Source organism: Jannaschia faecimaris (assembly GCF_900107415.1).
Taxonomy (GTDB): Bacteria; Pseudomonadota; Alphaproteobacteria; order Rhodobacterales; family Rhodobacteraceae; genus Jannaschia; species Jannaschia faecimaris.
On the sequence record NZ_FNPX01000001.1, the window covers coordinates 195,773 to 210,360 of the forward strand.

The window sequence follows — 14,588 nt, forward strand, 5'->3', positions numbered from 1 at the left end:
GGGATGTCGTCGCTGCGCCGATCATCGCGGAGGATGCGCGGGGCAGACTTAGCCCGGCGCGTCCACGTCCGCGCCCCAATCCGCCGCCTGCATTTCGCGCAGGCGCGACGCGGTGCGGTCGAATTCGAACCGGCCTTCGCCAGCCTCATAAAGCTCTTCGGGTTCGGCCGCCGCCGAGATAATCAACTGCACCTTTGCCTCGTAGAGTGCATCGATCAGCGTTACGAAACGCTTGGCCTCGTTGTTCTGCGCCCGGCTCAGGCGTGGCACGTCGGTCAGGATCAGAGCACGCACCGCCCGCGCCAAGGCAAGGTAATCGCCCGCGCCCAGCGGGCGGCCGCACAGCTGATCGAAGGACGCGCGCGCCACGCCGGATACATAGTCGTCCAGCCGCACATCGCGGCCCTTCACCTTCAGCGTAAGACCGTCATTGCGCCCGTTGGACAGCCGCCGCCAGATGTCGTCCAACGGCCCGCCACCGACGAAATAGACCTGCTCGTCGCCTAACCGGTCCTGTCGGTAATCGCGCGCTGCGGCCAGTTCGTGAACGATCATGCGTTCCTTGATCAGGTCGATGAACGGCAAGAACAGCGCCCGGTTCAAACCGTCCTTGTAAAGGTCGTCTGGCACTCGGTTCGATGTGGTCACGACGCGCACGCCAGCGGCAAACAGCTTTTCGAACAGGCGTCCCACGATCATCGCGTCGGTGATGTCGGTGACCTGCATCTCGTCGAAGCAGAGTACACGAACCTCGGCAATGATAGCGTCGGCCACGGGGGTCAACGCGTCATCGACGCCGCGTTTGCGGGCGGCGTGCATCCCCTCGTGCACCTCCTGCATGAACGCGTGGAAATGGACACGGCGTGACGGCACGGGCGAGGCTTCGTGGAACAGGTCCATAAGCATCGACTTGCCGCGCCCCACGCCTCCCCAGAGGTAGCAACCCATTGGCCCCCCCGGTTCCTTCTTCCGCGAAAAGAAGCCGCGCTTTGGCGGGGTTGCGGTCAGCGCCTGCCGGACTTTTTCCAGCGGTTCCAGCGCCGCCCTCTGCGCGGCATCACCGCTGAGGGAGCCGTCGGCCACGTGCGTTTCGTAAAGTTCGTACAAATCCATGGGCCGCAGGTAGCCCGGTGTGCGGGGACACATCAACGTATGTAATGAAAAATGCACGATTTCTGTTTTTACGCCGAAACCTCCGCACGGCAAATGCTTCGGCCTGAACCGGAGTGCCAAGATGAAAACTGACCGACTGCTGACACCCGTCCTGATATCGGGCTGTATCGTCTTGATGATCGGCTTTGCCATCCGCGCCAGTTTCGGGGTGTTCCAATTGCCCATCGCGACGGAATTTGGCTGGGCGCGCGCCGAATTTTCGCTGGCTATTGCGATCCAGAATCTGGCCTAGGGTATCGGACAGCCGATCTTCGGGGCCATCGCGGACCGGTTCGGCGACCGCAAGGCAATCATACTGGGCGTGATATGCTATGCTGCCGGCCTGGTGTTGTCGTCGTTCGCGACCACCCCCGGCGAGCATCAGTTGCTGGAAATCCTGGTCGGCTTCGGAGTCGCGGGCATGGGATTTGGCGTAATCCTTGCCGTGGTCGGTCGCGCCGCCTCGGATGAGAACCGGTGGATGACACTTGGTATCGCCAACGCAGCCGGACCGCTGGGGCAGGTTTTCGGCGTACCGGCGGCGGAGTTCCTGCTGGCCTTCTATTCCTGGCAGGAGGTGTTCATCATCTTCGCAGCCGTGGTTGGGCTTTCGTTGCTGGCATTGCCGATGATGCGCGCGCCCGTCGTCTCCAAGGCCGACCTCGAGGAGACATTCTCGGAAATCCTGGGCAAGGCCTTTCGTGATCCCTCCTATGCGCTGATCTTCATCGGGTTCTTTTCCTGCGGCTATCAGCTGGCGTTCATCACGGCGCATTTCCCGGCGCTGGTGACCGAGATGTGCGGCCCGATCGACCCGAATGGCACCCTCTATTCGATGGGCATCACCTCGACGTCGGTGCTTGGCGCGGTCTCGATCTCGCTCATCGGGCTCGCCAATATCGCGGGCACGCTCTACGCGGGTTATCTGGGAAAACGGTATTCGCGCAAATACCTGCTGGCGGGCATCTACGTTGGGCGGACCGTTGTGGCCGCTGCCTTCATCGCGTTCCCAATCACGCCGCTGAGTGTGATCCTGTTCTCGGTTGCGATGGGGTCGCTGTGGCTGGCGACGGTTCCGCTCACCAGTGGTCTGGTCGCGCATATTTACGGCATGCGGTACATGGGCACGCTTTATGGGCTGGTGTTCTTTTCCCATCAGTTGGGAAGTTTTCTCGGCGTCTGGCTGGGTGGCACACTCTACGATTCCACCGGGAGTTATGTTGCCGTCTGGTGGGTTGGCGTCGGCGTGGGTCTGCTGTCGGCAATTGTACATTTGCCGGTGAAGGAAGTGCCTCTGCGCCTGCGCACCACCTGAGGGCTTGCCCAAGATCCATTTCCCGTCATCCTGTTCGCGATATCAATCGGGAGAGACATGATGCGTATTCAACTTGGTCAGAGCCTGATCCTTTCGCTGCTGCTGGCGTCGCCCGCCTTGGCACAGCAGGCCGCAGATGCAGTCGCACCAGAAGCAGGCAGTAGCCTCGCCGTCGAGACCAACGCGCCGGTCACGGCGAACGACTGGATGGTGGCCGCCGCGAACCCACTGGCCGCCGCCGCGGGTGCCAACATCCTGCGCCAGGGCGGTAGTGCCGCCGACGCGATGGTCGCGGTACAGGCCGTGCTGGGGCTGGTAGAGCCGCAATCCTCCGGCTTGGGCGGAGGGGCATTTCTTGTTTACTACGACGCGACCACAGGCGCGGTGACGACGCTGGACGGGCGCGAAACCGCGCCCATGGCCGCAACACCGACCCTGTTTCAGAAAGACGGAGAGCCCATGGGGTTTTTCGATGCCGTCGTCGGCGGCCTTTCGGTCGGCACGCCGGGCACCCCCATGCTTATGGAAGAAGCGCACCGCCGCTGGGGCAACATGAACTGGCGCAGCCTGTTCACCGAGGCCATCGGCCACGCCGAGGGCGGCTTCACGGTCTCGCCCCGGCTGGCCATGCTGGTTGCAAGCGATGCCGAGCGGCTGTCCACGTCGGAAGCCACGGCAGCGTATTTCCTCCCCGGTGGGACGCCGATCACCGAGGGGACGACGCTGACCAACCCAGCCTACGGCACGACATTGCGGACAATCGCGGCCGAGGGAGCCGATGCCTTCTATGACGGCGAAATCGCCGAAGGTATCGTTGCCACCGTCCGCGGCGCGGCACAGCCGGGTGTTCTGTCGATGGACGACCTTCAGGCTTATGACGTGGTACAGCGCGATGCCGTCTGCGCGCCCTATCGCGGGGCGGAGATCTGCGGCATGGGGCCGCCATCATCCGGTGCGCTGACCGTGGGGCAAATCCTGGGCCTGCTGGAGCCGTTCGACCTGGCCGCCATGGGGCCCGACTCGGCTGATGCCTGGCGGCTGATCGGCGATGCCTCGCGCCTCGCCTTCGCCGACCGGGGCCGCTACATGGCAGACAGCGACTTCGTCCCGGTCCCGACGGCGGGCCTTGTCGATCCGGTCTACCTGGCCGAACGCGCGGAGTTGCTGCGCGGCGATGACGCCCTGCCCGAAGTCGCCCCCGGCACGCCGCCCTTCGATCATGCGGCCCTGACCTGGGCCGACGATGCCAGCATCGAATTGCCCTCCACGTCCCACATCTCGATCGTGGATGCGGACGGCAACGCGCTTTCGATGACCACCACAATCGAGAACGGCTTCGGATCGCGGCTCATGGCACCGGGCGGGTTCCTGTTGAACAACGAACTGACCGACTTCAGCTTCCGCACCCACGTCGATGGCGTGCCCATCGCCAACCGGGTTGAGCCGGGCAAGCGTCCCCGTTCGTCCATGGCACCAACCATCGTGATGCAGGACGGCGACCCGGTTCTGGTCGTGGGATCGCCGGGCGGCAGCCGGATCATCGGCTACGTCGCCAAGACGATCATCGCGCACATGGACTGGGGCATGGACGTACAGGAGGCCGTCGCCCTGCCGCACCTGGTTAACCGCTTCGGCACCTATGACGTGGAGGCCGGAACAAGCGCCGAGGGGCTGAGCGCTGCGCTGACCGAAATGGGCTTCGAGGTAAACGCCCGTGACCTGACGTCCGGCCTGCACGTGATCGCCGTAGGCGAGACGTTGCAGGGGGGTGCCGATCCCCGCCGCGAAGGCGTGGCCATCGGGGAATAACGGGAGGTCCGTCGCGCGGGCAGAAACGCCCGGCGTAGCTGTTCTCAGTAAGGACGGGCTTCAAAGGCGGGCTTCCATCAAATGTGTCGCCGATTGCGCCCTACGCGGGCGCAGTCGGCAGCACTGCTGGGGGCGGCAACATGCCGTGTCTATCGCAGCCCCATTTCATTTTCGTGAGGGGCAGGCGGTCACATTTGAGCGATGACAACATGTACCGCGTCTGGATACCGGATCCGTCCGGCAACGACATAGGGCTGCAGCATGGTTGATATCTGATCGATCAACATTCGCTTTCTCTTCTCCGAAAGAGCCGCGAAAGCACCGGCGATCGGCATGGAACCCAAGTGCAGTGGAACAAATTCCTCCGCCAAAGGTACGTCGATCAACTGCTCCTGCCTCAGGAGAGTGACTCTCGAAAAACCCGCGGCGCGCACCTGTCTCTCCAGATCTTCGGCAGTCGGTGTTTCCCTCTGGGAGCGTTGCTGGCTCGCAATCTGGGGTGAGACGTGCTGCTCCAGCGCTTTGCAAATCGCCTCGGTGTACGGACAGTGCCCATCCCAGATCGAGAATGCCAGGCGACCACCGGGTGCGAGAAGCCGACCCATTTCGATCAGCGCTGCGGGTTTGTCGGGGAAATAATGATAGCCGTGCTGCGAAATGACCGCGTCGAAGCTTCCATCAGGGAAGCCGCTTTCGACCACGTCGCTCTCGACCCAGCCGATATCGCGCCCCGCAGCCAACTTCATCGCTTTTGCAAGCATCGCGGCATTTACATCGAGCCCTTTCACGAGGCCTTGATGGCCAACCCTGTCCTTCGCCAATCGTGTGGTGACGCCCGTCCCGCAAGCGACGTCCAGCACGCGGTCGCCGGGTTCAAGCGAAATGGAGTCGAGAAGTGATTTGGCCCACTTGCCGAACCACAGCGGAACCATCACCCGCTCATAGATTTCCGGGCCGCTGCCAGCCAACTGAAATGTCATGATCCCGTCCTTCCCACACTCGCGAACCTACAGAAAATACGCGAACTGGACGAGGCTAGCCGATTGCCGACTGGCTGCATACGTTCTTGCTTGCGACCTTACCGGCGCACTCACGGGTTGAACGTCCATCACGTAAGGATGCGCCCGGCGTTGGCCTTGGGGCGGCGGAGGTGCCGCGGGGCGTGCCTGACGATGCAATGTGCCCCGCAAGGGCTCCACCGGTATGGCGAAGCCCCGGCCCTTTATTGGCTTGCGGGCTCGCAGGGGCCGCCCGCAAGGCAGGTCTCGGCTTGGGCCAAGAATTCCGGCGTCGCCGTCAGCATGAAAACAGGGCAGGGACTGGACACCAAAACGTTCTCGCTCTCGCGTCGTTCAATGAAAGCCAACACCCGACCAATCGGCACGCCCCCGCACCAGGGACCGGAGCAGTCCACCTGAACCGTGACCGGGAAGACAGCGTCCTGCGTGAAACCGTCCTCGGCGGCCAAACGCCCGCTGAACTGCGCCTCGACGGAGTAGCCAGGCCTGTTGTTCGGATCGGCAGGTTCAGGGAGGGTCTGCCCCGGCAGAACCTGCACACGACCCACGGCCAGCACGTATTCCTCCTCGGCGGCGCTTGCTGCCTGGAAACTGGCCGCGACCGACGCGGGTGTGCAAGACAGGGCGGCGGCCTGTCCTGCGATGCAGGTCGACAGGAAGCTGGCGAGAATGGCTCTCTTCATTTGACTCTCCGCTGGATGAGTTTGTGGGCACGATTGGGGCCGTAATTGGCCCCCTGGCAATACCATGGAAAAAATCGTCGCCATCCGGCGGGATGTTGCCCGTTAAAGCAGGCCGAATTTCGTCAGAACCGTCTGGTAAATGTCGCGCTTGAACGGAACGATGGAGGCCAGAACCGCATCGGCGGGCATCCAGGCCCACCGGGCAAATTCGCGTTCGTGGTAGTCCAGATCCACCGCATCATCCGGCCCATCATAGGCAAAGCGGAACCAATGTTGTTTCTGACCCCGGTACTTCCCCTTCCAGAGCTTTGCGACCAGATCCTCCGGCAGATCATATGGCAACGGATCGCCCAGGACATCTACCATCTGAACGGCGGCGGGGGAAATTCCCGTCTCCTCCTGCAACTCACGCAGGGCGGCGGCGCGCGGAGCCTCACCTTTGTCGATCCCACCTTGAGGCATTTGCCATGCACCGGGAAAATTCAGTCTTTCTCCAACCCAGATCAGGCCCTCCGGGTTGGTCAGACATACGCCCGCACAGGGGCGATAGGGCAACTTGGCGATGTCGTCGGGCATCAGGGCGGCCTTTCACACAGAAGGGGCGACCGACCGGCCGCCCCCGAATTGAGACATCTTGCGGATCAGCGCTCGATTGCTGTCAGGCCCTTCAGAATATCGATGGCATAGGCCATCTGGTAATCTTCCTCGCGCAGCTTGGCGGCCTCCTCGGCGGCCTCCTGCTCCTGGCGGATCTGCTCCTGCTGATCTTCGGACAGGCTGTCGTTCGAGAGCGAGCCGCGCAGACCGGCCTCGGACCGACGGGGACGGGTCTGCGTCTCCTCATCCTCGGAGGCGGCGGGATCGCGCCGCGGCTGCACCACGACGATATCGGGCGAGATGCCCAACGCCTGGATCGACCGGCCCGACGGCGTGTAATACCGCGCCGTCGTCAGACGGATGGCTCCATCCCCGCGCACAGGCATGATCGTCTGGACCGACCCCTTGCCAAAGGACTTGGTGCCCACGACCACAGCACGGCGGTGGTCCTGCAGCGCGCCGGCGACGATTTCAGATGCCGAAGCAGAGCCGCCGTTGATCAGAACGACCATCGGCAGCCCCTCGATCAGGTCGCCGTCCCTGGCATTGAAGCGGTCGCCGCCTTCGCTTTCGCGCGACCGGGTAGAGACGATTTCCCCTTGGTTCAGGAAGGCATCGGCCAGGTCCACGCCCGCCGTCAAAAGGCCACCGGGGTTATTGCGCAGATCCAGGACAACGCCATTCACGCCCTCCAGCCCACCCATCTCCGCGACCACTTCGTCGAAGCCGTCACGTACATTCGGCAGGGTTTGGTCGTTGAAGGTAGAGGCCCGGATGACGATGCTGTCGCCCTCACGACGGACGCGGGCCGCAGTCAGTTTGATCGTATCGCGGGTGATCGTGATGTCGATCGGTTCTTCCAGCCCATCACGTACGATGGTGACAACGATGTCGCTGCCGACCGGACCGCGCATCAACTCCACCGCTTCTTCCAACGTGAACCCGAGGATGTTCTCTCCGTCGACGGCCGTGATGAAGTCGCCGGCCTCGACGCCCGCTTCGAACGCGGGCGTGCCGTCCATGGGAGTGATGACCTTGACGTAACCCTCTTCCTGCGTGACCTCGATGCCAAGGCCGCCAAATTCGCCGCGCGTGTCGGTCTGCATATCCTCGAAGTCGCGGGGTGGCAGGTAGGACGAATGCGGATCGAGCGAAGTCAGCATGCCGTTGATCGCCGCCTCGATGAGGTCGCCCTCGTCGACTTCTTCGACGTATTGGTTGCGGATACGTTCGAACACGATGCCGAACAGGTCCAATTGTTCGTATACCGTGGCTTCCTCAGCTTCCTGCGCGAACAGCGGGCCGGCGACCTGAGTCGTCGTCAGAATGCCAGCAAGGATGCCGCAAGTTGCAGCCATCGCCATCTTTTTCATCTTCATCCCCTACTCGGTGGCGAACCAGTTCGCCGGATCCTCGGGCGTGCCGCCCTGTCTGACTTCAATATAAAGCGTCTCGGGGCGCAAAGCGCCACCGCCCATGACGGATTCACGCAGGTTTTCCGTCCCATCCGGCAAACGCCCGCCCATCAAACCCAGTGGCGCGCCCAGTCGCAGAATTTCCGTCTGGCGAGCGTACACTTCCGACAGGCCGGCGAACACCAGAAGGGTGTCCGGACGTGGCTCCAGGATGATCACATTGCCGTAATCGAGAAGCGGGCCGGAATACCGGACGGTGCCGGCGACCGGTGCCGTCACGACGGCCGCGGCGGACGTGGCAAGCACCAGACCCGGACGCCTGATTTCCGCCGCATCAGGTTCGTTAAACCGCCGCAGGACGCGCCCCGCCACCGGCAAGGGCAACGGCAAGTCCATCTCGTTCGATTCTTTCGGTGGCAGTGCCCCAAGACCCAGCGCGAAGGCCTCCAGCGTATCGACGCGGCCCAGCAGGGCCGCGATGCGTGCGCTGTCTTCCGACAGGCGGGGTGGCAAGTCCGTCCGTTCCGCGATTGCCTCGGACAGGGCGACACGAGCCTCCTGCACCCCGGTCAAACCAAGCGCCAGGCTATCGGCGGCGGATTGCTCCAGCACGCGCAGGTCGCGCAGAGCGGCCAGATCGTCGCGCAACACTTTCGCGCGCGCGTTCAACGCTGGGGCCACATCGCTCAGCATCATTGACGACCGTGCAGTTCCCAGCGGCCCTGAAGGGTGCATCAGAAGCAGCGGTACCGGCGCGCGCTCCATGGCTTGCAGCGCGGCCACCAGGCGACCGGTATCGGCCTCGCGCGCGGTCAGATCGGCCGTCAGCGCCCGCTCGCGGATCGCCAGTTGCCGAAGTCCGTCGCGCAGCGCCGACAGGCCGCCTTCGTAGGCTTGCACGATTTCGGTCAACGCATCCACGCGGTCGCCTGCCCCCTGTGCCTGCTCCAGCTGCCGGGCCGCGCGCGACAATTGCTCCGCCGCGGCCTGCGCCGTCTCGGCGGCGCTCTGCGCCTGCGCCGGCATGGCCAGCATCAACAGAAGAGCAGCAAGGCGGATCATCCCAGTAGGGACTTTCCGGTCATTTCTTCCGGCTTTTCCAAACCCATCAACTGCAGCAGGGTTGGAGCAAGATCGCCCAACTTCCCGTCGCGCAGGGTAGCCCCCTCGGGTCCCCCCCACATGATCACGGGCACAGGATTCAGCGTATGCGCGGTGTGGGCCTTGCCGGTAACCGGATCGACCATGGTTTCGCAATTGCCGTGGTCGGCGCAGACAATCATCGCGCCGTCAGTCCCCTCCAGCGCATCAAGTACCCGGCCAAGCGCGCGATCCACCGCCTCGCAGGCCGCCACAGCGGCCTTCAGATCCCCGGTATGCCCCACCATATCCGGGTTGGCATAGTTCACCACGATCAGGTCATAGCCCTTCTCGATGGCCGTCACGAAGTGATCCGTAACTTCCACGGATGACATCTCGGGTTGCAGGTCATAGGTCGCCACGTCGGGCGACTTGGGCATGAAGCGATCCTCCCCCTCCTCCGGCGTCTCGACACCGCCATTCAGGAAAAACGTCACGTGGGGGTATTTCTCGGTCTCGGCCAGGTGGAACTGCGTCAGGCCTTTGGTCGCCACCCAGTGCCCCAGCGTGTTGGGCACGGTCTGCTTGGGGAAAACCGTAGTCATGAAAGCGTCATGGGCCTCGGAGTAGTCGACCATGCCCAACATGTGCAGCCCCGGACGGCTTTGCGTCTCGAACTTGTCGAAATCGGGGGCCGCCAGCGCCGACAGGATTTCCCGCGCCCGGTCGGCCCGGAAGTTCAGGCAAAAGACGCCGTCACCGTCCTTCATGCCCTCGTAATCCCCCAGGATAGTGGGCTGGATAAACTCATCGCTTTCATCCCGGTCGCGGGCGGCCTTCACGGCGGCGCGGGCATCGTCCACGCGTTCCCCCTCGCCCCAGACCATCGCGGCCCAGGCGCGTTGCACCCGGTCCCAGCGGTCGTCGCGGTCCATCCCGAAATAGCGTCCGATCAAGGTGCCCACCTTGGCACCCTCCGGCAGGTTGTCGAGCAGCGTATCGATGAACCCCTCGGCCGAACGGGGCGGCACATCGCGCCCGTCGGTTATCGCATGGATCATAACCTTGACGCCCGCGTCCGTGACGGCCCGGGCCGCCGCAAGCAGGTGGTCAAGATGCCCATGCACACCCCCGTCCGAGACGACGCCCATCAGGTGCGCAGTGCCACCCGTCTCCTTAAGTTTCGCGATCCAGTCCGTCAGCGCGGGTTCCTCGGCAAAGGCACCGTCGCTGATCGACTTGTTGATCAGGCCCAGGTCCATCCATACGACGCGGCCCGCCCCGATGTTCATATGACCGACTTCGGAATTGCCCATCTGTCCCTCGGGCAGGCCGACTGCCGGGCCGAACGTGGTCAGCGTCGCATGCGGGCAGGTCGCCATCAGCCGGTCGAAATTCGGGGTGTCGGCACAATCGGGGGCCGATTGTTCGGGCCGGTCGGAAATTCCCCAACCGTCCAGGATGCACAAGATGACCGGTTTGCGTCGCATGATGTCACTCCGAAAATGATGCCTGCGTTAGACCCGATGATAGGGGCTGCCCGCAAGGATGGAGGCTGCCCGGTACAGCTGTTCGGCGACCATTACCCGGACGAGCATGTGCGGCCAGACCATCGCGCCGAGACTGATGGCCAGATCGGCACGATCACGGACGCAGGGGGAAAGTCCGTCGGCACCGCCGATAACCAGTGCGACATCTCGCGCTTCGTCGCGCCAAGAGCCCAGATCTGCGGCAAACTCCGGTGAAGTCGGATGCCGTCCACGTTCGTCAAATACCACAAGCGCGGCACCGGAGGGGATCGCCTTGGCAATCAGCTCCCTTTCCGCTTCCATTCCGCCTCCGCGCGCGTCGAGCTCGTTGACCATAACCGGCGGCAGGCCCAGACCCCGCCCCGCCTTGGCGAAACGGTCCAGGTAGTCCTCCACCATCACCTTTTCGGGGCCCTTGCGCAGGCGCCCGACGCAGATGAGGTGGATCTTCACGTCAGGTGCTGCGCGCCGGTTCGGCAGCCGGGTCCAACCACATCTTTTCTAGCTGGTAGAATTCGCGCACTTCCGGACGGAAGATGTGGACGATCGCGTCGCCCGCATCCAGCAGGACCCAGTCGCCCTGGCCCTTGCCTTCGGTCCGCGCATTGCGGCCGAGACTGGCCTTCAACCGCTCCGAGAGTTTCTCGGCAAGCGCGCCGACCTGACGGGTGGAACGCCCCGAACATACGACCATATGGTCCGCGATCGAGGATTTTCCGGCAAGGTCAATCGTAACGATATCCTCCGCCTTTTCCTCTTCGAGAGTTTTAAGGATAAGTGCCAGGATCTCGTCGCTGGCGGCTTTGTCCGCGCCGGGGCGGCTCTGGGTGTCGGAAGGCAGGGTCCGATCCTCCGGGTATGGGTGCGCCATGTGGACGCCAAGTATGGGGAATAAGTTAGCACCGGGACCATCGTCCGGCAACGCTGACCGCCTATGCACTGCCCGCAGGCAGAGTTCAATCCATCGGACACAAGGCGGCAAAAACGGGCGCGGCGTCGGTTTTGCCGATGCGAGGCTTGGGGAACGGATCGATCGAGCGCCGCAACCCCGGGCGATTCGCGGCAGGCAGACGCGCCACACCATGAAGGGTCAGCCGAAGGGCATATTCAAGATACCCGGAGGCCGTTGCTCCGTCCAAGGCTGAGCCCTGTGCATCTGCCGTGCAAGGTGGATCAGATCGCTGTCGCGGCCCCGTTTGCCGATTAATTGCACGCCCATCGGCAACCCACCGTGGAACCCAACGGGCACCGAAATCGCCGGCACACCGATCAGCGATGCGGGAATCACCGCTTCCATCCAGCGATGGTAGGTGTCCATGGATCGCCCCGCGATGGACTTCGGCCAATCGAGCCTCGCGTCGAAGGGGAAGCACTGCGCCGCCGGCAGGGCGATGACGTCCACCGGCACCGACTCCATCCGCCGGGCCCATCTGGCACGAATCGCGCTGGCTTGCGTCACGTCGTCGAGGGTCAGGGTGCGGCCCCGCTCCACTTCCCAATGCATCTCGGGTTTGGATCCGGCGGCAAAGGCGTCGGTCCAAAGCGGCTTGATTTTCTGCCAGATCGAGAAGCTGCGCAGCGTGGTCCAACTGTGCCAGATGTCCGGCGCACGCATCGGCGGGGCCAGCGGACCGGCCAGACCGTCGAGCGCGGTTTCACACAAGGCCAGCACACCGTCTTCCATCGGATAAGCCCCGCCCCAGTCACCGACCCATCCGACCTTCAATGGGCGAGCGTCTTGCTTGCGGTAGCCGGGTGCGAGCACCCCGAGAAGCAGTTCCAGGTCGTCCGGTGTGCGCGCCATCGGGCCATCGGTCGACAGCGGATGCAGGATCGGATCGCCCGCTGGTGCGGCAGGGACCATGCCGTGCGTGGGGCGCATGCCGAAGACGTTGTTCCAAGCCGAAGGATTGCGCAGGCTGCCCATCATGTCGGACCCGTCCGCCAGCGCCAGAAGACGCGCGGCCAGCGCCGCCCCGGCCCCGCCAGATGATCCACCCGCGCTGCGACTGCGGTCCCAGGGGTTCAGCGTCGTTCCATAGACGGCATTATAGGTGTGGCTGCCGAGGCCGAACTCCGGCGCGTTGGTCTTGCCGATCAGGATCGCTCCCGCGCCACGCAAAGCCGCAGCCGTGGGTCCATCGACGGTCGGCACGTTGTCGGCAAAGGCCGCGTGGCCATAAGTCGTGCGGATGCCTGCCGTCTCGGACAGGTCCTTCACCGCCATGGGCAGCCCCGACAAGCGGCCCGGCCGCGGGGCCGCAGCCTCGGCCAAGAGCGTTTCGCGGTCCCGTAGCGCGACCACGGCGTTCAGATCACTTGCCGCGACCCGGTCCAGCGTCTCGGCCGTCACGTCGCGTGGATCGGTACGGCCACTTCGCATTCCGACAATCAGGCTGCTGGCGTCAGTCATGGCCCAGCTTTGCAGCATCGTCCGGCCCTTCAAGGGACATCTCGGGGCGATCGTCGTCCAGCATTCGAACCTCCCGCTGGGGGAAGGGAATAGAGATGCCGTGTTCCTTGAACGCATCCCAAAGTGCCAGGTACACATTGCCCCGAATATTGGTCAGGCCGTCCGTCGGGTCATGGATCCAGAACCGCAGGATGTAATCGACCGAGGAATCGCCGAAGCCCACGATGTGGCAAACCGGGGCCTTGGACGTGAGCACGCGCTTGGTGCTCGAAGCCGCCTCGATCGCAACCTTCCGCACCAGATGCGGGTCATCGCCGTAGGCCGTGCCGAAATAGATGTCGAGCCGGACAAGATGGTTCGAATGGGACCAGTTCACCACAAGACCAGTGATCAGGTCCTCGTTCGGGACGAGGTATTCCTTGCCATCGCGCGTGGTGATCGACACGTAGCGCGCGGTCAACGAATTGATCCAACCGAAGGTATCACCGATGGTGATGACGTCGCCGGGCTTGATCGACTTGTCGAGCAGGATGATAACGCCTGACACCAGGTTCGACACGACCTTCTGCAAACCGAAGCCCAAGCCGACACCGATTGCACCCGACAGAACCGCAAGGCCCGTCAAATCAAAGCCAATCGCCTTCAAGCCCAAGAAGAACGCCCCGGCATAGAGGACGATCTGCATCAGCTTGACCACCAGCACCCGCATGGATGGGCTGATGTCCTCGTTCTTGGAGATCCGGCTGGACGTGGTGTGCGCCAGGAACCGCGCGGCAGTGAAAAGGATGCCGATCACGACCAGTGCGGTGATCGCCCCCAGAAGCGACAACCTGAAATCTCCGAAGCTGATCGCGAGGCTGTCGAGAAGTTGCTTCGTTTCGTCCAGAACGCCAAGGTAGAATAGCGTCACATAGGCCCACAGGCCCCAGTTCACGATCTTGCGCAGGAACGGGTTGCGCACCAGGCGCGCCACGAAACTGACGATCATCCACGCGAGGCCAATGGTCGCCGCCAGCCCCACGAGGTAGCTGCGCGAGGGCCAGCGGAAGAGCTCCAGCATCACGAAATAGACGGACCAGGCCAGCAACGCGAAGGCGATCAGGCCCAGCCGATTGCGCACGATCACGAGCCAGCGCAATTGCCATTTGGGACGTCCAGTCTGGCTACGCATCCAGGTGGTCATCCGCTCGACCGCCCATTTGCGGAAGAGCCATGCCAGCACCATCATGGCCAGGATGATCAGAAGCTGCCAAAGCTTCCACCCCGGCTCCAGCAGATCGGACAAGAAGGTCAGCCCCGTATTCCAGAGCCGGTCCAGTTCGTCCCTGAGCGGGATCGTTTCGAGGATATCTTCTTCCATGGGTCACTATGGGGCGATGCCCCCGTGAGATACAATAATTGATCGCCGGGTCGGTCGAGGCTGCTCTTGCGCGGTCAGGAGGACGTGCTTGCCGGGACTGTCTTGACCCGAGATGCCGATCCGAAGGTCATACATTGGCACGGATTCAACCACCTTGCCGGATCGTCTTGTGGCGTTGGCGTCGAAGGGGTATCTGCACGGCCATGAAACGCGTGC

Annotated in this window: 12 protein-coding genes and 1 pseudogene; 2 read left to right on the plus strand and 11 right to left on the minus strand. The window is 63.4% G+C overall.

What is annotated here, in order from left to right; all coding sequences use genetic code 11:
* Positions 1–48: 48 nt before the first annotated feature.
* Positions 49–1,113 carry a cell division protein ZapE gene (gene zapE, locus BLV27_RS00950; protein ID WP_092641997.1) on the minus strand — a complete coding sequence of 355 codons (1,065 nt, stop codon included), beginning with the start codon at positions 1,111–1,113 and terminating at the stop codon, positions 49–51.
* Positions 1,114–1,234: 121 nt separating this feature from the next.
* Here zapE and BLV27_RS00955 point away from each other — a divergent pair.
* Together BLV27_RS00955 and ggt are read left to right on the plus strand one after the other, a co-directional pair.
* Positions 1,235–2,467, plus strand: a pseudogene (locus BLV27_RS00955) (MFS transporter).
* 57 nt (positions 2,468–2,524) lie between these two features.
* The gene (ggt, locus tag BLV27_RS00960) at positions 2,525–4,276 is read left to right on the plus strand and encodes a gamma-glutamyltransferase (RefSeq protein ID WP_092640922.1); all 1,752 of its coding nucleotides are present in this window, start codon (positions 2,525–2,527) and stop codon (positions 4,274–4,276) included.
* 188 nt (positions 4,277–4,464) lie between these two features.
* Here the strand turns inward: ggt and BLV27_RS00965 are convergent, their stop codons facing one another.
* The 10 genes from BLV27_RS00965 to BLV27_RS01010 all read right to left on the minus strand — a co-directional run bounded on the left by BLV27_RS00965 (position 4,465) and on the right by BLV27_RS01010 (position 14,372).
* On the minus strand, positions 4,465–5,256 hold the full coding sequence (locus BLV27_RS00965; protein ID WP_092640925.1) for a class I SAM-dependent methyltransferase: 792 nt from the start codon (positions 5,254–5,256) through the stop codon (positions 4,465–4,467).
* A gap of 242 nt (positions 5,257–5,498) precedes the next feature.
* Positions 5,499–5,978: a hypothetical protein gene (locus BLV27_RS00970; protein WP_092640928.1), complete on the minus strand. Its 480-nt coding sequence runs from the start codon at positions 5,976–5,978 to the stop codon at positions 5,499–5,501.
* Between the two features lie 102 nt (positions 5,979–6,080).
* On the minus strand, positions 6,081–6,554 hold the full coding sequence (locus tag BLV27_RS00975) for an RNA pyrophosphohydrolase (RefSeq protein WP_342023222.1): 474 nt from the start codon (positions 6,552–6,554) through the stop codon (positions 6,081–6,083).
* A 65-nt stretch (positions 6,555–6,619) separates the two neighbouring features.
* A complete protein-coding gene (locus tag BLV27_RS00980; RefSeq protein WP_092641999.1) occupies positions 6,620–7,948 on the minus strand; it encodes a S41 family peptidase in 1,329 nt (442 codons plus the stop codon).
* A gap of 9 nt (positions 7,949–7,957) precedes the next feature.
* Complete coding sequence (locus BLV27_RS00985) at positions 7,958–9,052, minus strand: murein hydrolase activator EnvC family protein (RefSeq protein ID WP_092640934.1); 1,095 nt, start codon at positions 9,050–9,052, stop codon at positions 7,958–7,960.
* On the minus strand, positions 9,049–10,560 hold the full coding sequence (gene gpmI, locus BLV27_RS00990; RefSeq protein ID WP_425283626.1) for a 2,3-bisphosphoglycerate-independent phosphoglycerate mutase: 1,512 nt from the start codon (positions 10,558–10,560) through the stop codon (positions 9,049–9,051). The genes BLV27_RS00985 and gpmI overlap by 4 nt, the downstream gene beginning before the upstream one ends.
* A 27-nt stretch (positions 10,561–10,587) precedes the next feature.
* Positions 10,588–11,052: a 23S rRNA (pseudouridine(1915)-N(3))-methyltransferase RlmH gene (rlmH, locus tag BLV27_RS00995; RefSeq protein ID WP_092640940.1), complete on the minus strand. Its 465-nt coding sequence runs from the start codon at positions 11,050–11,052 to the stop codon at positions 10,588–10,590.
* A 1-nt stretch (position 11,053) separates the two neighbouring features.
* Positions 11,054–11,470 carry a ribosome silencing factor gene (gene rsfS, locus BLV27_RS01000; RefSeq protein ID WP_092640944.1) on the minus strand — a complete coding sequence of 139 codons (417 nt, stop codon included), beginning with the start codon at positions 11,468–11,470 and terminating at the stop codon, positions 11,054–11,056.
* 219 nt (positions 11,471–11,689) lie between these two features.
* Complete coding sequence (locus BLV27_RS01005) at positions 11,690–13,012, minus strand: amidase (protein ID WP_092642002.1); 1,323 nt, start codon at positions 13,010–13,012, stop codon at positions 11,690–11,692.
* Positions 13,005–14,372, minus strand: a complete 1,368-nt coding sequence (locus BLV27_RS01010) for a mechanosensitive ion channel family protein (protein WP_092640947.1) — start codon at positions 14,370–14,372, stop codon at positions 13,005–13,007. The genes BLV27_RS01005 and BLV27_RS01010 overlap by 8 nt, the downstream gene beginning before the upstream one ends.
* Positions 14,373–14,588: the final 216 nt, after the last annotated feature.

What these genes read in the sequence shown, in the direction of transcription:
- zapE (WP_092641997.1), bottom strand. Translation starts at nt 1,113, where the DNA reads ATGGATTTGTACGAACTTTACGAAACGCACGTGGCCGACGGCTCCCTC.
- ggt (WP_092640922.1), top strand. Translation starts at nt 2,525, where the DNA reads ATGATGCGTATTCAACTTGGTCAGAGCCTGATCCTTTCGCTGCTGCTG.
- BLV27_RS00965 (WP_092640925.1), bottom strand. Translation starts at nt 5,256, where the DNA reads ATGACATTTCAGTTGGCTGGCAGCGGCCCGGAAATCTATGAGCGGGTG.
- BLV27_RS00970 (WP_092640928.1), bottom strand. Translation starts at nt 5,978, where the DNA reads ATGAAGAGAGCCATTCTCGCCAGCTTCCTGTCGACCTGCATCGCAGGA.
- BLV27_RS00975 (WP_342023222.1), bottom strand. Translation starts at nt 6,554, where the DNA reads ATGCCCGACGACATCGCCAAGTTGCCCTATCGCCCCTGTGCGGGCGTA.
- BLV27_RS00980 (WP_092641999.1), bottom strand. Translation starts at nt 7,948, where the DNA reads ATGAAAAAGATGGCGATGGCTGCAACTTGCGGCATCCTTGCTGGCATT.
- BLV27_RS00985 (WP_092640934.1), bottom strand. Translation starts at nt 9,052, where the DNA reads ATGATCCGCCTTGCTGCTCTTCTGTTGATGCTGGCCATGCCGGCGCAG.
- gpmI (WP_425283626.1), bottom strand. Translation starts at nt 10,560, where the DNA reads ATGCGACGCAAACCGGTCATCTTGTGCATCCTGGACGGTTGGGGAATT.
- rsfS (WP_092640944.1), bottom strand. Translation starts at nt 11,470, where the DNA reads ATGGCGCACCCATACCCGGAGGATCGGACCCTGCCTTCCGACACCCAG.
- BLV27_RS01005 (WP_092642002.1), bottom strand. Translation starts at nt 13,012, where the DNA reads ATGACTGACGCCAGCAGCCTGATTGTCGGAATGCGAAGTGGCCGTACC.
- BLV27_RS01010 (WP_092640947.1), bottom strand. Translation starts at nt 14,372, where the DNA reads ATGGAAGAAGATATCCTCGAAACGATCCCGCTCAGGGACGAACTGGAC.